This window comes from Pseudomonas sp. TWI923, from assembly GCF_039673365.1.
Taxonomy (GTDB): Bacteria; Pseudomonadota; Gammaproteobacteria; order Pseudomonadales; family Pseudomonadaceae; genus Aquipseudomonas; species Aquipseudomonas sichuanensis.
Window position 1 is genome coordinate 1 of record NZ_JBDJLM010000031.1, and the last position, 25,616, is coordinate 25,616.

27 protein-coding genes are annotated in these 25,616 nt (G+C 65.1%); 11 read left to right on the plus strand and 16 right to left on the minus strand.

The annotated features are described in order from the left end of the window. Positions 1-71: 71 nt before the first annotated feature. Positions 72-794: a UDP-2,3-diacylglucosamine diphosphatase gene (locus ABE459_RS13845; RefSeq protein ID WP_125858837.1), complete on the minus strand. Its 723-nt coding sequence runs from the start codon at positions 792-794 to the stop codon at positions 72-74. Further along, positions 791-1,291, minus strand: a complete 501-nt coding sequence (locus ABE459_RS13850) for a peptidylprolyl isomerase (RefSeq protein WP_323833609.1) — start codon at positions 1,289-1,291, stop codon at positions 791-793. The genes ABE459_RS13845 and ABE459_RS13850 overlap by 4 nt, the downstream gene beginning before the upstream one ends. A 261-nt stretch (positions 1,292-1,552) precedes the next feature. Here ABE459_RS13850 and ABE459_RS13855 point away from each other — a divergent pair, with 261 nt between their 5' ends. Together ABE459_RS13855 and cysS are read left to right on the plus strand one after the other, a co-directional pair. Continuing rightward, positions 1,553-3,256, plus strand: coding sequence for a glutamine--tRNA ligase/YqeY domain fusion protein (locus ABE459_RS13855; RefSeq protein ID WP_110994408.1), 1,704 nt, complete (start codon positions 1,553-1,555; stop codon positions 3,254-3,256). A 9-nt stretch (positions 3,257-3,265) separates the two neighbouring features. Then, on the plus strand, positions 3,266-4,648 hold the full coding sequence (gene cysS, locus ABE459_RS13860) for a cysteine--tRNA ligase (RefSeq protein ID WP_110994409.1): 1,383 nt from the start codon (positions 3,266-3,268) through the stop codon (positions 4,646-4,648). Positions 4,649-4,806: 158 nt separating this feature from the next. Here cysS and ABE459_RS13865 read toward each other — a convergent pair whose 3' ends face one another. The 4 genes from ABE459_RS13865 to ABE459_RS13880 all read right to left on the minus strand — a co-directional run bounded on the left by ABE459_RS13865 (position 4,807) and on the right by ABE459_RS13880 (position 9,012). Continuing rightward, on the minus strand, positions 4,807-5,412 hold the full coding sequence (locus ABE459_RS13865; protein ID WP_323833613.1) for an START domain-containing protein: 606 nt from the start codon (positions 5,410-5,412) through the stop codon (positions 4,807-4,809). A 90-nt stretch (positions 5,413-5,502) separates the two neighbouring features. Continuing rightward, positions 5,503-6,339, minus strand: a complete 837-nt coding sequence (locus ABE459_RS13870; protein WP_125464268.1) for a bifunctional allantoicase/(S)-ureidoglycine aminohydrolase — start codon at positions 6,337-6,339, stop codon at positions 5,503-5,505. Between the two features lie 132 nt (positions 6,340-6,471). After that, positions 6,472-7,836 (minus strand): LLM class flavin-dependent oxidoreductase, encoded by a 1,365-nt coding sequence (locus ABE459_RS13875; RefSeq protein ID WP_323833615.1) that lies wholly within the window; start codon positions 7,834-7,836, stop codon positions 6,472-6,474. A 195-nt stretch (positions 7,837-8,031) separates the two neighbouring features. Then, entirely contained in the window at positions 8,032-9,012 is a 981-nt protein-coding gene (locus ABE459_RS13880) for an aliphatic sulfonate ABC transporter substrate-binding protein (protein ID WP_125464266.1), read from the minus strand. A gap of 204 nt (positions 9,013-9,216) precedes the next feature. On the opposite strand from ABE459_RS13880, the gene ABE459_RS13885 reads away from it, so the two are divergent. Then, positions 9,217-10,110: a hypothetical protein gene (locus ABE459_RS13885; protein WP_323833618.1), complete on the plus strand. Its 894-nt coding sequence runs from the start codon at positions 9,217-9,219 to the stop codon at positions 10,108-10,110. Between the two features lie 13 nt (positions 10,111-10,123). On the opposite strand, the gene ABE459_RS13890 is transcribed toward ABE459_RS13885, so the two are convergent. Further along, a complete protein-coding gene (locus ABE459_RS13890; protein ID WP_323833620.1) occupies positions 10,124-11,008 on the minus strand; it encodes a DMT family transporter in 885 nt (294 codons plus the stop codon). A gap of 108 nt (positions 11,009-11,116) precedes the next feature. Further along, positions 11,117-11,785: a methyltransferase domain-containing protein gene (locus tag ABE459_RS13895; protein WP_323833621.1), complete on the minus strand. Its 669-nt coding sequence runs from the start codon at positions 11,783-11,785 to the stop codon at positions 11,117-11,119. Between the two features lie 105 nt (positions 11,786-11,890). Here ABE459_RS13895 and ABE459_RS13900 point away from each other — a divergent pair, with 105 nt between their 5' ends. From ABE459_RS13900 to ABE459_RS13910, 3 genes are all read left to right on the plus strand, one after another. Further along, positions 11,891-12,643 carry a methyltransferase domain-containing protein gene (locus ABE459_RS13900; RefSeq protein ID WP_323833623.1) on the plus strand — a complete coding sequence of 251 codons (753 nt, stop codon included), beginning with the start codon at positions 11,891-11,893 and terminating at the stop codon, positions 12,641-12,643. Between the two features lie 159 nt (positions 12,644-12,802). Further along, a complete protein-coding gene (locus ABE459_RS13905; RefSeq protein ID WP_323833625.1) occupies positions 12,803-13,777 on the plus strand; it encodes a quinone oxidoreductase in 975 nt (324 codons plus the stop codon). Between the two features lie 18 nt (positions 13,778-13,795). Continuing rightward, the gene (locus ABE459_RS13910; protein WP_323833627.1) at positions 13,796-14,728 is read left to right on the plus strand and encodes a LysR substrate-binding domain-containing protein; all 933 of its coding nucleotides are present in this window, start codon (positions 13,796-13,798) and stop codon (positions 14,726-14,728) included. A gap of 117 nt (positions 14,729-14,845) precedes the next feature. Here ABE459_RS13910 and ABE459_RS13915 read toward each other — a convergent pair whose 3' ends face one another. After that, on the minus strand, positions 14,846-15,175 hold the full coding sequence (locus ABE459_RS13915; RefSeq protein WP_125464259.1) for a hypothetical protein: 330 nt from the start codon (positions 15,173-15,175) through the stop codon (positions 14,846-14,848). A gap of 74 nt (positions 15,176-15,249) precedes the next feature. Continuing rightward, a complete protein-coding gene (locus ABE459_RS13920) occupies positions 15,250-15,900 on the minus strand; it encodes a DUF998 domain-containing protein (RefSeq protein ID WP_125464258.1) in 651 nt (216 codons plus the stop codon). Between the two features lie 191 nt (positions 15,901-16,091). Here ABE459_RS13920 and ABE459_RS13925 point away from each other — a divergent pair, with 191 nt between their 5' ends. The 3 genes from ABE459_RS13925 to ABE459_RS13935 all read left to right on the plus strand — a co-directional run bounded on the left by ABE459_RS13925 (position 16,092) and on the right by ABE459_RS13935 (position 18,596). After that, positions 16,092-16,841 carry a FadR/GntR family transcriptional regulator gene (locus tag ABE459_RS13925; RefSeq protein ID WP_323833630.1) on the plus strand — a complete coding sequence of 250 codons (750 nt, stop codon included), beginning with the start codon at positions 16,092-16,094 and terminating at the stop codon, positions 16,839-16,841. A 140-nt stretch (positions 16,842-16,981) separates the two neighbouring features. Further along, complete coding sequence (locus ABE459_RS13930) at positions 16,982-17,869, plus strand: pirin family protein (protein WP_323833632.1); 888 nt, start codon at positions 16,982-16,984, stop codon at positions 17,867-17,869. Positions 17,870-18,158: 289 nt separating this feature from the next. Continuing rightward, positions 18,159-18,596, plus strand: a complete 438-nt coding sequence (locus ABE459_RS13935; RefSeq protein WP_258705484.1) for a CBS domain-containing protein — start codon at positions 18,159-18,161, stop codon at positions 18,594-18,596. A 12-nt stretch (positions 18,597-18,608) separates the two neighbouring features. Here the strand turns inward: ABE459_RS13935 and ABE459_RS13940 are convergent, their stop codons facing one another. From ABE459_RS13940 to ABE459_RS13950, 3 genes are all read right to left on the minus strand, one after another. Further along, positions 18,609-19,247 (minus strand): NADH:ubiquinone oxidoreductase subunit N, encoded by a 639-nt coding sequence (locus ABE459_RS13940; RefSeq protein WP_125462145.1) that lies wholly within the window; start codon positions 19,245-19,247, stop codon positions 18,609-18,611. A 70-nt stretch (positions 19,248-19,317) separates the two neighbouring features. Next, positions 19,318-19,560 carry a DUF2789 domain-containing protein gene (locus tag ABE459_RS13945; protein ID WP_258705483.1) on the minus strand — a complete coding sequence of 81 codons (243 nt, stop codon included), beginning with the start codon at positions 19,558-19,560 and terminating at the stop codon, positions 19,318-19,320. Positions 19,561-19,620: 60 nt separating this feature from the next. Then, positions 19,621-20,079: a YbaK/EbsC family protein gene (locus ABE459_RS13950; RefSeq protein ID WP_110995727.1), complete on the minus strand. Its 459-nt coding sequence runs from the start codon at positions 20,077-20,079 to the stop codon at positions 19,621-19,623. A gap of 96 nt (positions 20,080-20,175) precedes the next feature. On the opposite strand from ABE459_RS13950, the gene ABE459_RS13955 reads away from it, so the two are divergent. Continuing rightward, entirely contained in the window at positions 20,176-21,513 is a 1,338-nt protein-coding gene (locus ABE459_RS13955) for a nodulation protein NfeD (RefSeq protein ID WP_323829932.1), read from the plus strand. Between the two features lie 2 nt (positions 21,514-21,515). Further along, complete coding sequence (locus tag ABE459_RS13960; RefSeq protein WP_125462142.1) at positions 21,516-22,274, plus strand: slipin family protein; 759 nt, start codon at positions 21,516-21,518, stop codon at positions 22,272-22,274. A 1-nt stretch (position 22,275) separates the two neighbouring features. On the opposite strand, the gene ABE459_RS13965 is transcribed toward ABE459_RS13960, so the two are convergent. From ABE459_RS13965 to ABE459_RS13975, 3 genes are all read right to left on the minus strand, one after another. Beyond that, positions 22,276-22,908 (minus strand): LysE family transporter, encoded by a 633-nt coding sequence (locus ABE459_RS13965; protein WP_125462141.1) that lies wholly within the window; start codon positions 22,906-22,908, stop codon positions 22,276-22,278. Positions 22,909-23,087: 179 nt separating this feature from the next. Continuing rightward, positions 23,088-23,675, minus strand: coding sequence for a mechanosensitive ion channel family protein (locus ABE459_RS13970; protein WP_125857059.1), 588 nt, complete (start codon positions 23,673-23,675; stop codon positions 23,088-23,090). Beyond that, positions 23,675-25,585, minus strand: coding sequence for an ATP-binding cassette domain-containing protein (locus ABE459_RS13975; RefSeq protein WP_125462139.1), 1,911 nt, complete (start codon positions 25,583-25,585; stop codon positions 23,675-23,677). Before ABE459_RS13975 ends, ABE459_RS13970 begins: the two co-directional genes overlap by 1 nt. Positions 25,586-25,616: the final 31 nt, after the last annotated feature.

Genomic DNA, 25,616 nt, shown 5'->3' on the forward strand with positions numbered 1-25,616 from the left:
CTCCCACACCGACCGGATGAACGCAAGCCATGCATCATCCCTGTGGGAGCCGGCTTGCCGGCGATAGGGGTTCAGGCGAAATCGAACGGGGCCAACTGAAAGCCCTGTTCATCCACCTGCAGCGTCCAGCCACGCCGATCCCAATCGCCCAGCACGATCCGCCGCGCCGGTTGCCCATCGACCACCAGCTTGTGGATCGCCGGGCGATGCGTGTGGCCATGCACCAGGGTGCGTACGCCATGGGCGGCCATCACCTTGGGCACTTCCTCCGGGGTCACGTCGACGATCTCGGTAGCCTTCATGCGTGTCTGCGAGCGGCTTTCACTGCGCAGCTTGCGCGCCAGTTTGTGCCGTGTGGACAGCGGCAGGTGCCGCAGGATCCACAGCGTCAGCGGATTGCGCAGGTAGCGGCGCAGCTTCATGTATGCCAGGTCGCGGGTGCACAGGGTATCGCCATGCATCAGCAATACCTGCTCGCCACCCAGCTCGACCACGCTGGGGTCGGCCAGCAGGGTGCAGCCGGCGGCTTCGCAGAAAGCCTGGCCGATCAGGAAGTCGCGGTTGCCGTGCATCAGGTACACCGCCGTGCCGCTGTCGCTCAGTTGGCGCAGGGCCTGGCAGATCGACTGCTGGAACGGGGTCATGGCATCGTCGCCGATCCACGCCTCGAAGAAGTCGCCAAGGATGTACAGCGCCTTGGCGTGACGGGCGCGGCCGTCGAGCAGATCAAGAAACGCCCGGACAATGTCCGGGCGTTCTTCTTGCAGGTGCAGATCGGAGATCAGCAGAATCACTCAATGATCTCGGCTTTCTCGATGATCACGTCTTCTTTCGGTACGTCCTGGTGGCCAGCCTTGGAACCGGTGGCGACTTTTTCGATGGCGTCGACAACCTCGGTGCCTTCGGTCACTTTACCGAACACGGCGTAGCCCCAGCCCTGGACATTCTTGCCGCTGTGGTTGAGGAAGTCGTTGTTGGAGGCGTTGATGAAGAACTGCGCGGAGGCCGAGTGCGGCTCCATGGTGCGGGCCATGGCGATGGTGTACTTGTCGTTCTTCAGGCCGTTGTCGGCTTCGTTCTCGATGCTGGCGCGGGTCTTCTTCTGGCTCATGCCAGGCTCGAAGCCACCGCCCTGGATCATGAAGCCCTTGATCACACGGTGGAACACGGTGTTTTCGAAGTGACCTTCTTTTACGTATTGAACGAAGTTCTCAACAGTTTTCGGGGCTTTTTCGGCGTTCAGCTCGATGACGATGTCGCCGTGGTTGGTGCTCAGTTTGACTTTGGACATGCTTAAGTTCGCTCTCAAGGCATCGGGAATAGGGGGCGCAGGGCGCTCGGGTTAGCTGACGCAGGTTCAGCGGGCCGCGGCACATGCCACAAGGTGCGCGGCGGCCATTCTGCCGGTTTAGACCGGCGGCTGCGACAAATAGCTGCGCAAATCGCGTCAGTTTGTCTGCGCCCGGCTGTCAGCAGCTTGACTGCTTCGGCTATGATAGGCCCTTTGTTTCAATCGGCCTACCCAGGCCAGCTACCTGCATTCAAGGACACTATGAGCAAGCCCACTGCCGACAACGCGCCCAACGCCGCTGCCAAAGGCGCCCCCGCCGTCCCTGTGAATTTCCTGCGGCCGATCATCCAGGCCGACCTGGACGCGGGCAAGCACAGCAGCATCGTCACCCGTTTTCCGCCAGAGCCCAACGGCTATCTGCACATCGGTCATGCCAAGTCGATCTGTGTCAACTTCGGCCTGGCCAAGGAATTCGGCGGTGTCTGCCACCTGCGCTTCGACGACACCAACCCGGCCAAGGAAGACCAGGAATACATCGACGCCATCCAGAGCGACGTGAAATGGCTGGGCTTCGACTGGGCCGGCGAGGTGCGCTATGCCTCTAACTACTTCGACCAGTTGCACGACTGGGCCGTTGAACTGATCAAGCGTGGCAAGGCCTATGTCTGCGACCTGACCCCTGATCAGGCCAAGGAATACCGTGGCAGCCTGACCGAGCCGGGCAAGAACAGCCCGTTCCGCGAGCGCAGCGTCGAAGAGAACCTCGACCTGTTCGCCCGTATGAAGGCCGGCGAGTTCAAGGACGGCGAGCGCGTGCTGCGGGCCAAGATCGACATGGCCTCGCCGAACATGAACCTGCGCGACCCGATCCTGTACCGCATCCGCCATGCCCACCATCACCAGACCGGTGACAAGTGGTGCATCTACCCGAACTACGACTTCACCCACGGGCAGTCCGATGCCATCGAAGGCATCACCCACTCGATCTGCACCCTGGAGTTCGAAGGCCACCGCCCGCTGTACGACTGGTTCCTCGACAACCTGCCGGTACCGGCGCACCCGCGCCAGTACGAGTTCAGCCGCCTGAACCTGAACTACACCATCACGTCCAAGCGCAAGCTCAAGCAGCTGGTCGACGAGCAGCACGTCAGTGCCTGGGATGACCCGCGCATGTCGACCCTGTCGGGCTTCCGCCGCCGTGGTTACACCCCGGCATCGATCCGCAACTTCTGCGAAATGATCGGCACCAACCGTTCCGACGGCGTGGTCGACATGGCGATGCTCGAGTTCAGCATCCGTGACGACCTCGACCGCACCGCGCCGCGCGCCATGTGCGTGCTGCGCCCGCTGAAAGTGGTCATCACCAACTATCCAGAGGGCCAGGTCGAGCAGCTCGAACTGCCGCGTCACCCCAAGGAAGACATGGGCGTACGCGTATTGCCGTTCGCCCGCGAACTGTACATCGACCGCGACGACTTCATGGAAGAGCCGCCGAAGGGCTACAAGCGCCTGGAGCCGGCCGGTGAAGTGCGCCTGCGCGGCAGCTACGTGATCCGCGCCGACGAGGCGATCAAGGACGCCGACGGCAACATCGTCGAGCTGCGCTGCTCGTACGATCCGGACACCCTGGGCAAGAACCCCGAAGGCCGCAAGGTCAAGGGCGTGATCCATTGGGTGCCGGCCGCTGGTAGCGTCGAGTGCGAAGTGCGCCTGTACGACCGCCTGTTCCGCTCCGCCAACCCGGAAAAGACCGAAGACGGCGGCAGCTTCCTCGACAACATCAACCCCGATTCGCTGCAGGTGCTGACCGGCTGCCGCGCCGAGCCATCGCTGGGCCAGGCTCAGCCTGAAGACCGCTTCCAGTTCGAACGCGAAGGCTACTTCTGCGCCGACCTGAAAGACAGCCAGCCGGGTCGCCCGGTGTTCAACCGCACCGTCACCCTGCGTGACTCCTGGGGTAGCTGAGGAACCGCCGTGCTCAACATCTACAACACGCTGACCAAGACCAAGGAAGCCTTCAAGCCGCTCGATGGCAACAAGGTGCGCATGTACGTGTGCGGCATGACCGTGTACGACTATTGCCACCTGGGCCACGGCCGCAGCATGGTGGCCTTCGACCTGGTCACCCGCTGGCTGCGCAAGAGCGGCTATGAGCTGACCTATGTGCGCAACATCACCGACATCGACGACAAGATCATCAACCGCGCCAACGAGAACGGCGAGTCGTTCGATGCCCTGACCGCGCGCATGATCGACGCGATGCACGAGGACGAGCGCCGCCTGAGCATCCTCAAGCCCGACCTGGAGCCCCGTGCCACCGACCATATCCCCGGCATGCACGCGATGATCCAGACCCTGATCGACAAGGGTTACGCCTACGCTCCGGGCAATGGCGACGTGTACTACCGCGTCGGCAAGTTCGTCGGCTACGGCAAGCTGTCGCGCAAGAAGATCGAAGACCTGCGCATCGGCGCACGCATCGAAGTCGACGAAGCCAAGCAGGACCCGCTGGACTTCGTGCTGTGGAAGGGCGTCAAGCCGGGCGAACCCTACTGGGATTCGCCCTGGGGGCCTGGCCGGCCGGGCTGGCATATCGAGTGCTCGGTGATGTCCACCTGCTGCCTGGGCGAGAGCTTCGACATCCACGGCGGCGGCAGTGACCTGGAGTTTCCGCACCACGAGAACGAGATCGCCCAGAGCGAGGCGGCCACCGGCAAGCAGTACGCCAACGCCTGGATGCACTGCGGCATGATCCGTATCAATGGCGAGAAGATGTCCAAGTCGTTGAACAACTTCTTCACCATCCGCGACGTGCTCGACAAGTATCACCCGGAGGTGGTGCGTTACCTGCTGGTGGCCAGCCACTACCGCAGCGCGATCAACTACTCCGAAGACAGCCTGCGTGACTCCAAAGGCGCTCTGGAGCGCTTCTACCACGCCCTGCGCGGTCTGCCGCGGGTGGCGGCCAAAGGCGGTGATGAATTCGTCGAGCGCTTCAGTGCCGCGATGAACGACGACTTCGGCACCCCCGAAGCCTGCGCCGTGCTGTTCGACCTGGTGCGCGAGATCAACCGCCTGCGTGAAAGCGACCCGGAGGCCGCTGCTGGCCTGGCCGGTCGTCTGCGTGAGCTGGGCGATGTGCTGGGTGTGCTGCAACTGGACGCCGACGACTTCCTGCGCGCAGGGGCCGAAGGCAAGGTTGACGCTGCCGAAGTGGAAGCCTTGATCCAGGCGCGCCTGCAGGCGCGGGCCGACAAGAACTGGGCCGAGTCGGACCGCATCCGCGACCAGATCACCGCCATGGGTGTGGTGCTGGAAGACAGCAAAGGCGCCACTACCTGGCGTTTGGCTGACTGAGCAGCGCTCACCCAAAGGCCGGCATTGTGACTAATCGCGGGGCAAGTCGCATCGGCGCACCGGCGCTCCCACGCCATCTTTTCAGATCGCGTGGGAGTGGCGGTGCGCCGATGCGACTTGCCCCGCGATGCTTTCATAGGTCCATGTAAGCAGCGCTCTCAACGCTGCCGTTCGGCCACCGCACGCAACGTGCGCAGCGTCACCACTGGCGCATCCACCACGAATCGGTTGGCCAGCCAGCCCGGTACATCCCCGGCCGGATCAGCCTGCAGTTGATAGGTCACCTCGGTCCGCTTTGCACCCACCGGCTTCATGATCCATTCCCCGTTGATGCGCTTTACGCGGATCAGCCCCGGTTCTTCCGGCACCCTGCCAGGGTCGGCGCTGAGGTGGCGTACCAGCGTACCGTCGTCCAGCCGCTCGGTGCTGACCTTGAGCACCATGTCCCGCGGTAGCGTGGGCCACGGCAGGTTGGTGGTGAGGTACACCCAGGTGCTGTCGCCTTCCACGTCCAGCAGGCGCATCTGCTCGCACGCATACAGCCATTTGCACGCCACCCGCAGGTTTTCCTGCAGGTCGGTGAGCGTGCGCACGCTGGCATTCATGGTGCTGACACCACGGAACTGCTGATAGGGGGAGCCGGTGACGCTGCTGAGGTAGACGCGGATACCCTCGCGGTCATAGGCCAGATGCCAGTCGTCGGCGGCCAGCAGCGGGGCCGGTAGCGACAGCAGCAGGGCAAGCAGCAGGCGGGAGAGGGGCATGATCGGTGGCCGCAGCAAGGGCAAGCTGCAAGTATGGCCACAAAAACAAAGCCCGCCATCAAGGCGGGCTTTGCAAACATCAACCTGAACTCAACGCTGCGGGTTGAGGGTCAGGTGCACGTGGCGGTTGACGTCTTTGTACAGCAGGTAGCTGAACGGGCCCGGGCCACCGGAGTAGCAGGCCTGCGGGCAGAAGGCGCGCAGCCACATGAAGTCGCCGGCCTCGACCTCGACCCAGTCCTGGTTCAGGCGGTACACAGCTTTACCTTCCAGGACATAAAGGCCGTGTTCCATGACGTGGGTTTCGGCGAACGGGATCACGCCGCCCGGCTGGAAGGTCACGATGTTGACGTGCATGTCGTGGCGCATGTCGGCCATGTCGACGAAGCGGGTGGTCTTCCAGGCGCCTTCGGTGCCCGGCATCTCGATGACGGTGGCGTTGTCGCGGTGGGTGACGAACGACTCCGGCACCGGCAGGCCTTCGACTTTCTGGTAGTGCTTGCGCAGCCAGTGGAAGGTGACGTTGGCCTGGCTGTTGTTGCGCAGGCTCCACTCGGCGCCCGGGGCCAGGAAGGCGTAGCCGCCTGGGACCAGGGTGTGGTGCTTGCCTTCGACGGTGATGTCGATCTGGCCTTCGACCACGAACAGTACCGCTTCGGCGTTCGGGTCCAGCTCAGGGCGCTCGCTGCCGCCTTCCGGGGCGACTTCGACGATGTACTGCGAGAAGGTTTCGGCAAAACCGGTCAGCGGGCGAGCGATGACCCACATGCGCATCTTGTCCCAGAACGGCAGGTGGCTGGTGACGATGTCACGCATCACGCCTTTGGGGATGACGGCATAGGCTTCGGTGAACATGGCACGGTCAGTCAGCAGCTCGGTCTGAGCCGGGTGCCCACCGTGGGGGGCGAAGTAGGATGGTTTCGACATGAACGGTCTCGACTTGTTGTTCTCTCCCCATGCCTTTGACCACACCGGCCGGTGCGTGCAGGGGATGCCGGGACAGCATAAGAGCCTGTCCGCGCCATCCACAAATTAAATGTTGAAATACCGGGTATTTGCTTACTGAATGCGTACCTGGCGGCCGACATGCTCCGCCGGCAAGCGGTCGCCGTTGCCGAACAGCTTGTGGCGCAAGGTGCCATCGTTGTAGGCGGTGGGGTAGCGGCCGCGGCGTTGCAGTTCGGGCACCAACAGCTCGACCACATGGGCCAGATCGTCCGGTTGCACCGCATAGGTGAGGTTGAAACCGTCGATGCCGGTCTGGTCCAGCCACTGCTCCAGCTGGTCGGCCACTTCGCTGGCGCTGCCCACCAGCACTGGGCCGCGCCCACCCAGGCCGACGAACTCAGCGGCTTCGCGCACGGTCCAGCGGCGGTTCGGGTCGGCGGCGGTGAACGCCGCCAGGGCGGCGCGGCCGGCGTCATTCTCTACATATTCAATGGGCGCGTCGGGGTCCAGGCCTGCGAAGTCGATGCCGGTCCAGCCCGACAGCAGCGCCAGGGCGGCGTCGAGGTCTACGTAGCGGCGGTATTCGGCGAAGCGCGCTTCGGCCTGCTCGCGGGTAGCGCCAACGATCAGCAGTGCCTGTGCATAGATCAGCACCTCGTCGCGCCCGCGCCCGGCTACCTCGCTGGCCTGGCGAATGCCGTCGGCATAGCGGCGCAGCACTGCGGGCGTCGGGCCACTGATGAACACGCACTCGGCGTGCCGTGCGGCGAACTGCTGGCCGCGTGCCGAGGCGCCGGCCTGGAACAGCACCGGGGTGCGCTGTGGCGAAGGTTGGCACAGGTGCATGCCGGGCACCTGGAAGTGCTCGCCGTGGTGGTTGATCGGGTGTACCCGGCTGGGCTCGATATAGCGCCCGGTTTCGCGCTCCAGCAGCACCGCATCGTCTTCCCAGCTTTGCTCCCAGAGTTTGTACAGCACCTGCAGGTATTCTTCGGCCAGGTCATAGCGCTGGTCGTGGCCGAGCTGCCGGGGCAGGCCCAGGTTGCGCGCGGCGCTGTCGAGGTAGCCGGTGACGATGTTCCAGCCGACCCGGCCATTGCTCAGGTGATCGAGGGTAGACATGCGCCGGGCGAAGGGATACGGGTGCTCGTAGGTCAACGAAAAGGTCACGCCGAAGCCCAGATGCTGCGTGACCCCGGCCATGGCCGGCACCAGCAGCAGCGGGTCATTGACCGGCACCTGCACGCCGCCGCGCAGTGCCGCCTCGGGGCCGCCCTGGTAGACGTCGTAGATGCCCAGCACGTCGGCAATGAACAGCGCGTCGAACAGGCCGTGTTCCAGCAGGCGGGCCAGGTCGGTCCAGTAGTCCAGGCGGTTGAACGCGACACTGGTGTTGTGTGGATGGCGCCACAGGCCGGGCGACTGGTGGCTGGCGGCGTTCATGCTGAAGGCGTTGAAGCGGATCGGGCGGGGCATCGTTACCTCCTTGTCAGGGCCATGGCCTTCAAGGTCTTTGAATGAGGTTGTGTGGGGGCTGCAAGGGTTCGGCGAAAGGGTTGCAGCGCCTGTGAGATCGAGCGCCGCGCGGGCGGCGCTCGATCTCACAGGCGCAGAAAGCCTCTCGTCGAACACTTGGAAGCCCCACCCCAATCACCTCGCAAGGCATCCCTGTCAGGGCAGCACAGAGGCCGGGTAAACCGCCTCGGCGACGTTCAGCTTGCGCGGGATCAGCCCCAGCCCCTGGAAAGTGTCGGCCAGCTTCTGCTGTTCGGCGACGATCTGCGGGGTGATGGCCACGGCGTTGTAGTTGCGCCGCTCGCTGGCGGTCTTGAGCACGTCGGCACCGATCCCCAGTTGCGGCGCCAGCAGGCTGGCGACTTCGCCGGGCTGGGCGTTGGCCCATTGGCTGACCTTGGCCAGCTCGCCGAAGAAGGTCTTGAGCAGTGCGCGGTGCTGGTCGGCGAAGTCGGCGGTAGACAGGTAGAAGGTGCGGTTGTTGGACAGCCCGCTGCCGTCACGCAGGTTCTTCAGGCCCGGCTGCGCTTCGGCGGCAGCCAGGAACGGGTCCCACAGCGTCACGGCCTGCACGCTGCCCGACTGCAGCGCGGCGACGGCATCGGCGGCGTTGTTGACGTAGGCCGGGGTGATGTCCTGGTAGCTCAGACCGGCCTGCTCCAGGGCCACGGCCAGCAGGTACTGGGCGTTCCAGCCGCGGCCGGTGGCCACGCGCTGGCCCTTGAGCTGGGCGACCGAGGCAATGTGGTCCTGTTCGCGCACCACCAGGCCGATGCCGCGCGGGTAGGGCTGCTCGGCGGCCAGGTAGACCACCGGCTTGCCGGCGGCCTGGGCAAACACCGAAGGCGCGTCGGCGGCGTGGCCCAGGTCGATGGCGCCGGTGCTCAGCGCTTCGAGCAGCTGTGGGCCGGCGGCGAACTCATGCCAGCTGACTTTCACCCCCTGGGGCGCCAGGGCTTTTTCCAGGGCACCGCTGCCCTTGAGAATGTTGATGCTGTTGAACTTCTGGTAGCCGATACGCAGGGTCTTGCCATCGTCGGCAACCGCGTTGGACCAAGGCAGGAGGGCGCTGGCAACGCTGGCCAGCAGGCCGCCGATCAGCAGGCGGCGCAGGGGGGAGAAGGCACGGGAAGGCACGGTGAGGGCTCCTTGAATAGGCGGAAAAGCGTGGCTCCAGCCTACGGAGCTGGCAGGGGCTATTTCAATTTGTTTATTCCATTAAGTTAGATTTTTTTGTTATTTTTATATCCATTTATTTTGTCGTGACCGACCGGTCACTGAGCCATGACATTTTTTTCACATCCCCTTGCTACGATCGCGCCACTTTCAGGAGCTCGATCGATGATGCATGTTCTGCGCAAGCGCAGTGCCCGCCTGGCCCTGGCCGTCGGTGCAGGGCTGGTGGCCAGTACCCTGGGTTTTTTCGCCTGGCAAAGTTTCTACCCGGTGCAGGCCGCTGATGGCTGGCGTGTGCAGTTGCTGCACGGCGAGGTCGACAAGGCTGCCTCGTTGTTGCCGCAGTTGGATGGCAGCCTGCTGGTGAGCCGTGAGCTCAACGGTGGCAAAGGCAGCATCATCAAGATCACCGCCGACGGCGACCGTGTGGTGCTGATCGACGGCTTGTCCAAACCCGATGGCATGGTTGCCGTGGAGGGCGGCTGGGTGTTCAGCCAGGAGGTGGGCGAGGCGCCGGTCAGCCTGTCGCGCAATGGCCAGGTCATGCCCTTGTTCCAAGGCAACAATGTGCAGGGCTTGTACAACGATGGCGAACACCTTTACGCGATCGAAGACCGCAAGGGTGATGGCCGGCTGATGCGCTACGACTGGCGCAGCGGCCAGCTGGATGTGCTGCGCTCGGGCCTGACCGAAACCGAAGGGCTGACCCGTTGCAACGACGGGCGCCTGCTCTACACCGAAAAGGCCAGCGGCAAGATCCGGGCGCTCGGCGACGATGGCCAGGACCCCGTGGTGGTCGAAGGTTTGCGCAACCCCACGTTCCTGCTCTGCGATGCACGCGGCCTGTGGATCACTGAGGACTCCACCCACCGTGCCCGGCTGCTGCGCGTCGACGGCGATGGATCGCGCCACACCGTGCTCAGTTTTCTCAAGGCACCGCAGGCGATCGTGCCCGACGGCAGCGGCGGTTACCTGCTTGCCGAGGGTGGTCGCGACCGTGTGCTGCGCCTGACGCCGCCGCAAGACTCTGCCGTGCAAGCTGTTTCCGCCCGGGAGTAGCCTGGCGGCCGAGTCAACTGGGCAGGCGTGGGCCCTTGCCGGGCAACAGACCAAGCACCAGCATGCAGCCGAACATGATCACCAGGCCACCGAAGGCTTGCAGCCAGCTCAGCGCCTCGCCGAGGAACAATGCCCCGACCAGCACGGCGACCAAGGTCACCACGAACTCGACGCTGATGGTGCGGGTGGCGCCGATGCGGGCCACCAGGTCGAAATACAGGACGTAGGTGGTGGCGCTCATCACCGCGCCACTGATGCCCAGGTAAAGCCAGTCCGCGGCCTGCGGAACGCTCGGCACCGGGACCAGCACCAGCAACGGCAAGGTCAGCAGGCCGCCCGCGAGGAATGCGCCGCCAGTCACTGTCCACGGATCCTGGCCGCGCAAGTGCAGGCTGGCGTAGTTGCTGCCGAACGCCGCGCACAGGCAGCCGCCCAACGAGGCGATGCAGCCGTGGACGAAGTCTTCGTTGACCTCCTGTGCCGGGAAGCCCACCAGCAGGATGATGCCGAGCAGGCCCAGCAGCAGCCCGGCCAGCCCTTGCAGGCTGATCTTCTCCAGCCCCCAGAGGCGGCCGATGATCATCGAGAACAGCGGAATGGTCGCGACGATAATCGCCGCCATGGCGGTGCCGATGCGCGGTGTGGCGTAGGACAGGCCGATCAGTTGCCCGGCCACGGTGGTAGCGCCCACCACCAGCAGCGGCCTGAGCAGTGGCCGCAGGCGCAGCGTGCGGCCAAGCAGGGCGGCCAGCGCGGCCAGGGTGCCTGCGGCGATCAGTGCGCGCAGGCTGACCGCACCCACCCAGCCAAAGGCATGCACCACCTTGAGAATGACCAGGAAAGAAAAGCCCCAGGCGATGGCCAGGAACAGGTAGGCGGCAAGGTCGCGGGGTTGCATGGGCAGCAGGGTCCGTCCGGGGCAGGGCAGCGCAGGCTAGCGGCAGGCACGGGGGGGAGCAAGACGCCGGGGCGCTTGCTGTCGCAAACGGAACGCCCAGGCGCCTAGTCAGTCGCGTTGCGCAACCAGCAGCAGCGACTGGGGCTGCCGCTGCTGCGGATGCTGCGGTTCTTGCAGTTCGAGCAGGCTGAAGCCGGCCATCTGCAGCGCCTTCAACCAGCTGGCCAGGGTACGGAAATACCAGGGCATCGGCTGCCAGTCACCACTGAGTCCGCAGAACGTCTCTTCGCGCCAGCCATCCTGATAGTCGCCGGCGGCGGCTGTCCACGGATGCAGGGTCTGGATCACCAGCGTGCCCTGCGCTTGCAGCAGTCCGTGCAGGGCTGTCAGCAATGGGATGATGTCCTGGTGCAGCAGGGCGAAGTTGGCGCAGACCAGCGAATATTCGTGGCCGATGTCCACCTGCCTCGCGGCCAGTTGCTCGTAGGTGGCCAGGTGTACCGCGGGCGAGCCCGCCGCATGCGCGGCAGCCACCAGGGTTGCGTCGCCATCCACCCCGACCGCTTCGACACCCCGGTTGTGCAGTGCCCGCAACAGCCAACCTTCGCCGCAGCCCAGGTCGAGCACCCGCGCCGGCTGACGGCCGAGCACGGCGAGGAGCATGGCCTGGTCGGTAACCTGGCGGCGGGACTCGATGGCGCCGCCGCGCACGGCGTCGATCCAGGCCTGGGCATTTTGCTGCCAACTGCGCAGCAGCGGGTCTTGTGGGGCTGGCATGCAAGGGCTCCGGTGGGCGTGGGTGGCACAAGGATAGGCCAGATCCGCCTTGTGTCAGGGGGCCGTTGCTCGGCACACTGGCACGTCCTCGCTAAGGAGCATGGCATGGCACTTGCGAAAGCGGATTTCACCACGCGGTTGTTGCTCGACGCCGGAATAGGCCCTGGCATGCGTGTGCTGGATGTCGGTTGCGGCAGCGGCGACGTGAGCCTGCTGCTGGCCCGCCTGGTGGATGGCGATGGCGCGGTGGTGGGCGTTGACCAGGCGGCCGGGGCGCTGGAGAGCGCCCGGCAACGCGAGGTGCCGAAGGGCGCTGCGCCACCTGAGTTTATCCACGCTGACCTGCACGCGCTGCCTGGCTCGCTGGGGCTGTTCGACGCCATCGTCGGGCGTCGGGTGCTGATGTACCAGCCGGATGCGCTCAAGGCCGTGCGGGGGCTGGCCCGGCACTTGCTGCCGGGTGGCGTGATGGTGTTTCAGGAGCATGACGCCAGCCTGACGCCGGCCAGCCTCGAACCTTTCCCCTTGCACCGCAAGGCCCAGCAGTGGCTGCAGCGCATGCTGGAGCAAGAGGGCGCCGACCTGCACATTGGCTTCAACCTGCACCGCATCTTCAGCCAGGCCGGGCTTGCGGTGGAGGACCTGCGCGCCGAATGCCTGGTGCAGACGCCCGACAGCCGCTACGCCCTGGCTGATATCGTGCGCGCCTGCCTGCCGCGGATCATCGAACAGGGCGTGGCCAGTGCCCGCCAGGTAGGTATCGAAACCCTGCAGTCACGGCTGGATGCTGAGCGCCAGGCCAGTACCGGAATCTATATCGGCGACATGCTGTACGGCGTGGTGGCGCGCAAGCGCTGACCGCTCGGCGGTGGCCAGCGCCACTGCGGCGATCACCAGCACGCTCATTCGAGTGATTGCTGTTTCAAGTGCACGAATCATCTGCACCAGGCCTCATTGTTCGATCTATTGCAGCACTCTAGCCTGAGCCTGACTTTGCAATCACCCAAGGAAACGAACATGGCCAAGCGAATAGTCCTGCGGCAGACCGGCGGCACTGAAGTCCTGAACCTGCAGGACCTGCCGGTACAACAACCCGGCCCCGGCGAGGTATGGCTGGAACAGACCGCAATCGGGGTCAACCCACTGGACGTCCTACAGCGCAAGGGCGGCGCGCCGTTGCCGCTGCCCTGCGGCCTGGGCCTGGAGGGCGCCGGGCGGGTGGCCGCAGTAGGCGCAGGCGTCACCAATGTGAAGGTGGGCGACACTGCGGGCTATGCCACCGGCCCGCTTGGCGGCTACGCCAGCGCACGCCTGTACCCGGCCGAGCGGTTGGTGAAGCTGCCGGCGGGCCTGGGCGAGGAGGAGGCCGCCGCGACCCTGTTCAAGGGCATCACCGCCCAGTACCTGCTGACCAGCACCTACCCGGTCGGCCCTGGGACGCGAGTCTTGATCTATGGCGCCGCCGGAGCGCTTGGCCAGTTGATGGTGCCTTGGGCCAAACACCTGGGGGCGACCGTCATTGGTGTGGTATCGCGGCCACAGAGCGTGGCCCGGGCCAAGGCCGCAGGGTGTGACCACGTGCTGCGGTTCAATGCCGCCACCCTGGCCGCCGAGGTGCGCGAGCTGACCGCCGGGGAGGGCGTGGACGTGGTCTACGACAGCGTTGGGCGCCTTTCGCTCGACGCTTCGCTGGACAGCCTGCGCCCGCGCGGTCTGCTGGTGTCGTTCGGCGGCAGTTCCGGCGCGCCGGCAGCCATCGAGGTCGCCACGCTCAATGCCAAGGGCTCGTTGTTTGTCACCCGGCCGTCACTGGCCGCCCACACCCGCACCGCCGAGGAGTACCAGGCCCGCGCGGCAAGCGTGCTGGCTGCGCTGGCCGCGGGTATCATCCAGCCGCGGATCTGGCGCCGCTACCCGTTGGCCGATGTGGCCAGGGCCCATGAGGACCTGGAGCAGGGCCGGTCGGAGGGGGCGCTGATCCTTACCCCCTGACCCCGGATGAGCCTTGCCATGGACCCCTTCGACAGCCGTCGCGCCGACGAACTTGCCACCTTGCTGGCCCTGCACGATCAGGGTTCGTTCGCCGCCGCCGGGCTCCAGCTGGAGCGCCACCCTTCGGTGCTGTCCCGGCGCCTGGGTGCGCTGGAGCAGCGTCTGGGCATCCGCCTGGTGGAACGCACCACCCGCCAGCTGCGTTTCACCGACGAAGGCGAGCGCCTGGTGGAGCGCCTGCGCCATGCCAGCCGCTTGATCGACGAGGCCGAGCAGGAGGCTGCACTGGGCGCCGCGCAGGTGCGCGGCCGCCTGCGCCTGGCGCTGCCGGCGGCCATGGGCCGGCGCTGGTTGAGCGGGTTGCTGGCGGACTTCGTGCTGGCCCACCCGCAGGTCACGATTGACGCCGAGTACGCCGACCGTTTCGTCGACCTGGTGGGCGAGGGTTTCGATGCGGCCATCCGTATTGGCGAGCTGGCCGACAACCGCCTGGTGGCCAGCAAGCTGTGCGAGCACCTGCGCATTCTCTGCGCCGCGCCTGGCTACCTGGCGCGGCATGGCACGCCGCAGTTGCCGGGCGACCTGTTCAGCCACAACTGCCTGGGCTTCAGTGGGCTGCGTTCGTTCCCCGAATGGCACCTCACCGCCAGCGGTCGCCAGGCGAGCGTCAAGGTCGCTGGCAGCCTGCGCGGCAACGACAACGAGGCGCTGCTCGAGGCGGCGCGGCGGGGCGTGGGGATTATCGCCGGTGGCGACTGGTTGATGGTCGAGGACCTGCGGGCCGGCCGGCTGGTGCGGGTACTGCCGGAGTGGCAACTGGATGAGGCCGCGGGGATCTACCTGGTGCGGCCTTCGGCGCGGCTGAACACGGCGGTGATACGGGCGTTCAAGGCGTGGCTCGAGGCCTGTTTCAAGGATGGCGCGCCATGGCGGCATGATTCTCGATACTAAATTACATTTTCTATATAAATTATTGATTTTAAAGGATTTATCCAGATTAGCGCTGGATGTGGAAAATCTGGATAAATCGCTTTCAGATACTCTTATAAGTCATTGATTTATATGGATTTATCTCTTCACAAGTGCATGCTGAGCACATTGCTCATAGTAGGTCTGTTTGATCGCCGCCGGCTTGAGTTGCGAGCGGCTGTTGTAGGTCTGCTCGGTGATGCCGAAGGCGGTCATGCGCATCCAGGGTTTGGCGAACTTGCGGGCCTGCAGCTTCTTGCGCGTGGCGTACAAGGTGACCCCGGAAAGCTTGGCCTGCTGGGCCTCGGCGGCGATCTGCGCGCCCCAGCCGCACACCTGGCGATCGTTCTGGCTCAGTGCCCGGGCCTGGGCGCCGAAGGTGGCGACGGCCAACAGGCAGCCGGCTACGCTTGCTAGAAATACCCGCATGTTGCTGTCCTAAGCGTCTGAAGGAAAACGGAGTTTGCCCGTACTTCAAACGCCCGGGGGCCAGCAATTTGCCGTCAGACGATGGCCATGCGCAGTGGGTTGTGGCGGCTGGCTCGCAGCGACACCAGGGCCAGGGCCGCCAGCCACAGTAGCGAGACCCCGTAGTTCAGGCGCTGGTACAGACCGAACAGTTCCCCGCTCGCGGCCGCCCGCGCCATCAGCAGCACCGTGACCACCGCCAGCACGGCGCACAGCAACGACCACCAGGCCAGGCCGCGCGATCGGGCCAGGCGCTGGCCGAGGCCGATCCACAGCACGCAGGCCAGGGTCAGGGAGAGGAACATCAGCAAGCCGCTGAGGTTGTGCAGTTGTTGCGACAGCGAAGGTGCCACCGGCGCACAGCCCGCATCACAGGCAAACCAACCGGTGCCCAGGCTGCCCACGCCGTGCAGCAGGATCAGCAGCGCGCTCAGCTGCGCCAGCCTGGATTGTCGCCAACGTCGCGCCAGGCCCCAGGCAAACAGGGCGAACAGCAATGCCAGGGGGAAGTTGTTGATCCATGGCGAGAGCGTGTGGGTGGGGGCGTCCACCGCGCCGAGCTGGCTCATGGCCTGTTGCAGGTGGCTGTATCCGGGGTAGGCCTTGGCGGTCAGGGTGACGCCGATCAGCAGCCAGAACGGGATCAGCAGGCCGCTGGCGAGCAACAGGCGATCGAATGTCTTCATGCAGGTTCCTTCCTTGGTGGGCATGGGCAAACGCGCAGCCTAGCGCCATGGCAGGGCATTTCGCCAGCATTCGATAACATCCCATTGCTTACCAGCAGGTGATGAGAGGTGAAATCCCCAGTGGACGTATGTGATCGTACAACCGCATGCGCTATCATCACGCCTGTCTTTCACAACAAGATGTACAGGGCATGACAGAGCAGCAGGTACAGCCACGCACCCGGCGCAAGCCGCGCAGTCTCGCGCAGGAACTGGTCACGGTGCTGACCGAGCGCATTCGCAGTGGCCAGCTCAAACCCGGCGACAAGCTTCCCACCGAATCGCAGATCATGGTCGAGGAGGGCGTCAGCCGTACCGTGGTGCGCGAAGCCATATCGCGGCTGCAGGCTGCCGGCCAGGTCGAGACCCGCCACGGCATTGGCACATTCGTCCTGGACGCGCCGACTGCCGGCGGTTTCCGTATCGACCCGGCCACCGTTGTCACCCTGCGCGAAGTGCTGGCGGTGCTGGAACTGCGTATCGCCCTGGAGATCGAGTCGGCCGGGCTTGCCGCGCAGCGGCGCAACGACGAGCAGCTGGCCGGCATGCGCGCCGCACTCGACGAGCTCAACGAAGGCGCGGCCCACGCCTCGGACGCGGTCTCGGCGGACTTCCAGTTCCACCTGCGCATCGCCCAGGCCAGCGGCAATCACTACTTCGCCGATATCATCAACCACCTGGGCACCAGCATCATCCCGCGCACCCGCCTCAACTCCGCGCGCCTGGCCCATGACGACCAGGCCCATTACATGGGCCGGCTGATGCACGAGCACGAAGCCATCTACGAGGCCATTGCCCGGCACGACAGCGAAGGCGCGAAAATGGCCATGCGCCTGCACCTGAGCAACAGTCGCGAGCGCTTGCGCCAGGCCCATGAGCAGGCCGAGGCACAGGGGGTCTGATACCTCTGCCGGCTGTACCGGCCAGTTCGCCGGCGCGGTCGGATTGTTCCATTTGTAGAACGATGCATGCCAATTTGGCCGTCTAGTGCACGATTAACCTCATCTGTAAGGTGGTGTTCATCCACGAGAGGAGGTTTCTCATGAAAAAGATTCAGGGCATCCACCGCAGCCCCCACGCCCACTGGGTGGGTGACGGTTTCCCGGTACGCAGCCTGTTCACCTACGATCATCTGGCCCGGCATATCAGCCCGTTCCTGCTGCTGGACTACGCCGGTCCCCATGATTTCGCCCCCACCACTGCCCGCCGTGGCGTCGGCCAGCACCCGCACCGCGGTTTCGAAACGGTGACCATCGTCTATCAGGGCGAGCTGGAGCACCGCGATTCCACCGGCGCCGGTGGCCTGATCGGCCCGGGTGACGTGCAGTGGATGACCGCCGCGGGCGGCATTATTCACGAGGAGTTCCACTCGCCGGCCTTTGCCAAGCGTGGCGGCACCTTGGAGATGGTGCAGTTGTGGGTCAACCTGCCGGCCAAGGACAAGCGCGCCGCCGCCGGCTACCAGACCCTGCTGGCCAGCGACATCCCGGTGGTGGCGCTGGAGGGCGAGGCGGGCAGCCTGCGGGTGATCGCCGGCCGCTACCTCGAGCACCAGGGCCCGGCCCGCACCTTCACCGACATGGATGTGTGGGACCTGCGTCTGAAGGCCGGCGCCAGCCTGCAGTTGCCGGTTGCCAGCGGGCGCAACGCGGCACTGGTGGTGCTGCGCGGCACGCTGCGGGTCAACGGCGAGCGCGAGGCCGGCCCGGCCAGCCTGGTGTTGTTCGAGCGTGACGGCGAAGGGCTGCGCATCGACGCGCTGGAGGACGTCAGCGTGCTGCTGCTCAGCGGCGAGCCGATCGACGAGCCGATCGTAGGTTACGGCCCGTTCGTGATGAACAGCCAGGCGGAGATCGCCGAGTCGTTCGACGACTTCCAGGCCGGGCGCTTCGGCCAGATGGGCGGGGTCGAAGCTGGTCCCGTCAGGTAACGTTTCATCGTCGGTAATGGGGCTGCTTTGCAGCCCTTCGCGGGTAAACCCGCTCCCACAGGTTTCGCGCCAGCTTGAGGCTTTGCGCAATCCTGTGGGAGCGGGTTTACCCGCGAAGGGCCGCAAAGCGGCCCCAATTGCATTAGCCTTCGGGCCGCCTTTTTCATGCGCCTGCAACCATGACGTTTTTCAATCGTCTCGATGCCGTTTCCTGCATTGCCGTGCAGAGCGTCGTACCGGATGCTTTATTTACTCCGACACAGCGCTTTTTCCACCCGCCGAGGCCCGTATGAAGAACGTCGAACAAATCCTCAAGACCAAGTCCCAGCATCAGACCGTCTACACCATCGGCCCTGATGACTCGGTACTGGATGCCTTGAAAATGCTGGCGGAGAAAAACGTCGGCGCACTGCCGGTGGTAGAGGACAACCGGGTGGTGGGGATCGTCAGCGAACGCGACTATGCCCGCAAGCTGGTGCTCAAAGGGCGCTCTTCGGCCGCCACGCCCGTGCGCGAAATCATGAGCGCACCCGTGGTCACTGTGGGGCCGAAGGAAAAACTCGATCACTGCATGCAACTGATGACCGATCGCCACCTGCGCCACCTGCCGGTAGTGGATGGCAGCGCGCTGTTGGGGCTGCTGTCGATCGGTGACCTGGTGAAGGAAACCATCGCCGAGCAGGCCAACCTGATCCAGCAACTGGAGCAGTACATCCGCGGCGAATGACCCAACCCCTCACTAGTGATAGGCGCGCTCCAGCTCGTCCAGCTGATGGTCGAAGCTGCGCAGGCGCGCCGACCAGGTGTACACCAACACTTCCAGATCGCGATTGAGCACGGCGGTATTGCCGCCATCACGTATCGGCGCGTCACACAGGTCCAGCTGATAGCGCTCGCGGGCCATGGCCGTGGCCACGCTGGACAGATCGCGGGCATTGGCCAGCCAGTGATGGTGGTGATCGTGGATTTCCCGGTCGAGCTCACGGCACTGCAATTTGAGGGCGTCGAGGCTCTGCTCCAACGGCGTGCCCTTGAGCTCGCCCATGACCTCTTCGAAGGTCCGCCCGGAATGCCAGTAGCTGCCCCAGAAGTAGCGGTCGAACACGGTTTCGACCCGGCGCAGCGCGACCTTGGTGTTCCAGATGGTCAGCAAAGTTCGGCCCTGGGCGACTTCGCGCTTGTTCAGGTGCAGATGTTCCCAGGCGATCCATGCCAGCCCGCACAAGGCAACCGCCGCGGTGACGGCGGCGGCGGCATAGAGGAACTGCACGGCCTGGTTCATCTGCTGGGTGTGCCGGATACCGTAGAAGTAACCGGCGGTCAGGGTGCCCAGGATCGTCACGGTGCACCAGAAACCCGGTGCGTAGGGATCTTTCATCGCGCCATCCCCTTGTTGTTTTCCTGAGCATAGCAACGGCCCCGTCAGCCATCAGGTGCCGCTCGGCGCTTTATTTACGGGGGCGACGCAAGGCTTCATTGAGCTGGTCGAACAGCTCCGCCCAGTCGGCATCCTCATTGATGCTGTCCGTCAGAAAGCCTCGCTGGGCATCATTCCAGAAGGGTGCGTCGACCAGCTTCACATCACCCTTGAGGGGAGAGTGGCTGGTGATGAACTGGTCGATACCGACAGGGTCGTCGGGCAGGCCCAGTTGCTTGAACAGTTCGGAAAACTTGTGGATCGGCGCTTCCATGGTTCACTCCTTGGGCCGGGCCGATCGTCCACGACGCCAGCCCGGCGTTGGTTGCGAGCATCAGCTCAGTTCGCGCACTTCAGCGTGCGGCACCAGTTTCAAGTATTGCTCCATGCTCATGTGAATCAGGTGATCGTGGTCACCCGCCTCAAGATAGACATCGCCTTGGCGGGTAAGGCTCGAATCGAGCAGCATTTTCATGCCATAGGCATCCCCCAGTGCCGGCACGGCGCCACGTTCGCAATCACCGAACAGCATCGGTAGCGCACTTTCACGGGTCAGCTGCCAGGCGCCGGTCATCCGCACCTCGGTCATGTCCAGATGCCGGTTGGCCGGCAGCACGGCCATGATGTAGTTGCCATGGCGGTCATCGAGCATCACCGACTTGGCGACCCGTTCAGCAGGTACGCCTGCCGTGCGGGCTGACTCAAGGCTGGTGGCCGAATGTGGATGGGGAACAATGTCGTAATCGCAGTTGGCCTGGTCCAGGCGCTGCTGAAGGGTCTTGGCCATACGCATGATGCACCTCCGGTTTCGCCCCCATCCACAAGTTTAGGCCGCAGCCAGACGGCCACAGCTAAACTTCAACTACAGGCCCCCATGAGGTGACGACAGGTGATCGCTCACGGCTGGCGCGTGTTGCTGTTGCTGTTGCTGCTCGGCTTTGCCCCGGGTGGGCAAGCCGCGCCCGGGGGCAGCGTGTGGCTGCTGAGCATCGACGACGCCATCGGCCCGGCCAGCGCCGACTACCTGCTGCGCGGGCTGCAACAGGCACAGGCGCAGGGCGCGCAATTGCTGGTGATCCGCCTCGACACCCCCGGCGGGCTCGACAGCGCCATGCGCCAGATCAACAAGGCCATCCTTGCCAGCCCCGTGCCGGTGGCCACCTACGTTGCCCCCAGCGGTGCCCGGGCGGCCAGCGCCGGCACCTACATCCTGTACGCCAGCCACATCGCGGCCATGGCCCCCGGCACCAACCTGGGCGCCGCCACGCCGGTGCAGATCGGCATGCCGGGTAGCCCCGAGAAGGCCGCCGACAACAACCAAGACACCCTCGCCCGTAAACAGGTCAACGACGCCGCCTACATCCGTGGCCTGGCCCAGCTGCGCGGGCGCAATGCCGACTGGGCGGAAAAGGCCGTGCGCGAGGCGGTCAGCCTGTCGGCCAGCGAGGCCCTGCGCCTGAAAGTGATCGATCAGGTGGCCAGCGACCTGCCGGAACTGCTGCGCCAGCTCGATGGCCAGAGCCTGGTTGCCGCCGGCCAGACCGTACAACTGAAAACCGTCGGAGCCACTGTGGTCGAGCACCTGCCGGACTGGCGCACGCGCCTGCTGGCAGTGATCACCAACCCCAGCGTGGCGCTGATCCTGATCATGATCGGGGTGTACGGCCTGTTGTTCGAGTTCATCAACCCTGGCACCGGGGTCGGCGGGGTGGTCGGCGGCATCTGCCTGCTGCTGGCGCTGTATGCGCTGCAGCTGCTGCCGGTGAGCCATGCCGGCGTGGCGCTGATCCTGCTCGGGCTGGCGTTCATGGTCGCCGAGGCGTTCCTGCCCAGCTTCGGCGTGGTCGGTTTCGGCGGCATCGTCGCGTTCATTGCTGGCGCTGTCATCCTGATGGACACCGACGCCCCCGGCTTCGGCATCCCGCTGGCGCTGATCGCCAGCCTGGCCGTGCTCTCGGCATTGTTGCTCGGTGGCGTGCTGGGCATGGCGATCAAGGCACGCCGCAGAGCCTTGGTCAGTGGTGACGCCGGGCTGGTGGGCAGCCTGGTCACGGTGACCTTCGTGCAGGCGGACAACCCCTTCCACGGCTCGGTACAGGCCCAGGGCGAACAATGGCAGGCGCAGTGCGCCACGCCACTGCAACCCGGCCAGCATGTGCGGGTGACCGCACGCAATGGCGTGATGCTGGAAGTCAGCGCCACCGCGCCAACAGCGTCAGGAGAGTGACGATGTTCATGCAATTCGGTTTCGGCACACTGCTCGTACTGGTGGCGCTACTGCTGCTGTCGGCGCTGCGCATCCTGCGCGAATACGAGCGCGGCGTGGTGTTCCAGCTTGGGCGCTTCTGGCAGGTCAAAGGCCCGGGGCTGATCATCCTGATCCCGGGGATACAGCAGATGGTGCGGGTCGACCTGCGCACCGTGGTGCTCGACGTGCCACCGCAGGACGTGATCACCCGCGACAACGTATCGGTCAAGGTCAACGCGGTGCTGTACTTCCGTGTGCTCGACCCACAGAAGGCGATCATCCAGGTCGAGGACTTTCTCGCGGCCACCAGCCAGCTGGCCCAGACCACCCTGCGCGCGGTGCTTGGCAAGCACGAGCTGGACGAACTGCTGGCCGAGCGCGAACAGCTCAATGGCGACATCCGCCAAGTGCTCGACGCCCAGACCGATGCCTGGGGCATTAAGGTGGCCAACGTCGAGATCAAGCATGTCGACCTGAACGAGTCGATGATCCGCGCCATCGCCCGCCAGGCAGAAGCCGAACGCGAGCGGCGGGCCAAGGTGATTCACGCCGAGGGTGAGCTGCAGGCCTCGGAGAAGCTGATGCAGGCGGCGCAGATGCTGGGCAAGGAACCCGGGGCGATGCAGCTGCGCTACATGCAGACGCTGGGCTCCATCGCCGGGGACAAGAGCTCGACCATCGTCTTCCCGTTGCCGATCGACCTGCTCAAGGGGCTGGTCGACCGACCACCGCAAAAGTGACTTAGACCGGCGCGCGGCGCAGCGTGGCGAGGAAGGTCGCCGCGCCGATGAACAAGCCGGCGAAGGTACGGTTCATGCGCTTTTGCTGCTTGGGCGTACGCAGCAGGCGCAGCACCCGCGAAGCCAGCCCGGTGTAGCCGGCCATCACCAGCAGGTCGACGCTGATCATGGTCACGGTGATCGCCAGGTACTGCGCCAGCAGCGGTGCATGGGGGTCGATGAACTGCGGCAGCACCGCGAGCATGAACACCAGCGCCTTGGGGTTGCTGACATTGACCAGAAAGCCGCGGAACACCAGGCTCAGCGGCTTGCCGATTGGCCGCACGCCGGACTCGTCGCTCATGTCCAACGGCAGTGCACGCCATTGTTTGTATGCGAGGAAAACCAGGTAGGCGACACCGAACCACTTGATCAGCTGGAAGGCGGTGGCCGAGGCGGCGAGGACAGCGCCGACACCGGCGGCGATGATGGCGATCTGCAGGATCAGGCCCAGTTGCAGGCCCAAGGCGTTCCAATAGCCACGCCAGAAACCGTACTGCAGGCCGCTGGACATCGAAGCAATGGCCCCGGCACCCGGCGACAGACTGATGACCCAGCACGCGGCAAAGAAGGCCAACCAGGTTTCCATCGACATCACACACCTCGCTCGAACGATTGTTACAAAACGTTAAGCTACGGTTTTGGCGAAAAAATAACCAGTGATTTTTCTGCTTGAAACGATCGCGGGGCAAGTCGCATCGGCGCACCGCCGCTCCCACGCTGGATAACGCGTGGGAGCGGGCTTGCCCCGCGATTGCAACAAGCAGCGCCCTGTCAGTCGCTCTCGACAGGTGCCTCTTGCAGTGCCACCGAAGCCTCGGCCCCACGCCAGCGCCGCACGGCCTTCTGGAAGAACTGGCTGTTCGGCACCTGCACCAGCGCCCCGCCCGCCTCGGGGGTTTCCATCAGCGTGGTGTAGAGCAGGTTGATGGCGATCACCCGGCCCTTCACCCCTGGCTTGTCGGTGGTGTCGACCAGCTCGACCACATCGCCGATGCGAAATGGCCCGACGGTGAAGATCAGCACCGCGCACAGCAGGTTGGAAAGCACGCTCCAGATGGCGAAGAAGGCCACCGCCGCCACCGCGACAAAGCCCGACAAGGCCGTCCACAGCACCGTGGCGGACACGCCCATGCGCTCCAGCACGAACAGCAAGCCGCTGCCCATGATCAGCCAGCGCAGGGCACCGCGCACCGGCACCATCAGCTCGTGCGGCAAGGGGTAGCGTTCGCCCAGGCTCTTCAGCCCACGGGCGACCATGCGCTGCAGGACGAACGCAACGATCAGGATCAACAGGATCTGCAACCCCAGCCAGAACGTGTCCATCCATTGCCCTGGCAGCAAGGAGCGCAACTCCTCCATCAGGACAGCGCCTCGAGCTCGGACTGCATGCTTTCCAGGGTCTCCAGCGCCTCCATCCAGGCCTCTTCCAGCTCGCCTTCGCGTTGCTTGAGCTTGGTCTGGCGGGCCAGCAGGTCGCGCAGCTCATCCTTGCGGGCGGCCTCGTACAGCCCGCTGTCGCCCAGCGCGGCCTCGATTTCCGCCAGCTGTGCATGCACCTGGTTGAGCTCGGTTTCGAGCTTGTCGGCGGCTTTCTTGTGCGGCGCCAACTGCTGACGCAGAGCGGCAGCGGCCTGGCGTTGAGCCTTCTTGTCAGTCTTGTCCGGATTGACCGGCGCAGTACTGACGGGCGCGTTGCGTTGACGGTACTCGACCAGCCAACGGCTGTAGTCGTCGAGGTCGCCGTCGAAGGTGTCGACCTTGCCGTCGGCCACCAGCAGGAAGTCGTCGGTGGTGCTCTTGAGCAGGTGACGGTCGTGGGAGACCACCACCACGGCACCTTCGAACTCCTGCAGGGCCATGGTCAGGGCCAGGCGCATCTCGAGGTCGAGGTGGTTGGTGGGTTCATCGAGCAGCAGCAGGTTGGGCCGTTCCCAGGCAATCAGCGCCAGGGCCAGGCGGGCCTTCTCGCCACCGGAGAAGTTGACCACCGGCTCGTCGACACGGTTGCCGTGGAAGTCGAAACCACCGAGGAAGTCGCGCAGCGTCTGCTCACGCTCAGTTGGCGCGATGCGCTGCAGGTGCAGCAGCGGGCTGGCCTTGTCGTCCAGCGAGTCGAGCTGGTGCTGGGCGAAGTAGCCGACGGCGAGGTTCTCGCCGCGCACCAGGCGACCGGCCAACGGCTGCAGCTCACCGGCGAGGTTCTTGATCAGCGTCGACTTGCCCGCGCCGTTGGGGCCGAGCAGACCGATGCGCGCGCCTGGCACCAGCTGCAACTTGACCTTCTCGAGGATGGCCTTGTCGCCATAGCCCAGGCGGGCTTCGGACAGGTCGAGCAACGGGCTGGAAATTTTCTCCGACTCACGGAAGACGAAGTCGAACGGCGAATCGACATGCGCCGCCGTCAGCTCCTCCATGCGCTCCAGGGCCTTGATCCGGCTCTGCGCCTGGCGGGCCTTGGTGGCCTGGGCCTTGAAGCGGGCAATGTACTTTTCCATGTGCGCGCGCTGCGCCTGCTGCTTCTCGTAGGCCTGCTGCTGTTGCGCCAGGCGTTCGGCGCGGGTGCGCTCGAAGGCGCTGTAACCGCCCTTGTAGAGATTGAGCTTGCGCTGCTCGACGTGCAGTACATGGTCGACCACGGCGTCGAGGAAGTCGCGGTCGTGGGAGATCAGCAGCAGCGTGCCCGGGTAGCCTTTGAGCCAGTCTTCCAGCCACAGGATGGCATCGAGGTCGAGGTGGTTGGTCGGTTCGTCGAGCAGCAGCAGGTCGGACGGGCACATCAGTGCCTGGGCCAGGTTGAGGCGCATCCGCCAGCCACCGGAGAAGTCACCGACGCGGCGGTCCATCTGCTCGTTGGTGAAACCAAGGCCGGCCAGCAGCTTGCGCGCACGGGCGTCGGCCGTGTAGCCGTCGGCGCTGTCCAGCTCACTGTGCAGGCGTGCCAGCGCGGTACCGTCGTGCGCCTGTTCGGCAGCCGCCAGCTCGGCCTGGACCTTGCGCAGGCGCACGTCGCCATCGAGCACATAGTCCACGGCGATGCGCTCGAGGGTATCGACTTCCTGGCGCATGTGGGCGATGCGCCAGTCGCCCGGCAGCAGGCAGTCGCCGCCATCGGGCGACAGCTCACCGCGCAGCAAGGCGAACAGGCTGGATTTACCGGCGCCGTTGGCGCCGATCAGGCCGGCCTTGTGACCGGTGTGCAGGGTCATCTCGGCGCCTTCTAGCAGGCGCTGCGGACCACGCTGTAAAGTGAGGTTGGATAGTCTGATCATGATGGTCGCGGAGTCTACCAGCTTCGCTGAC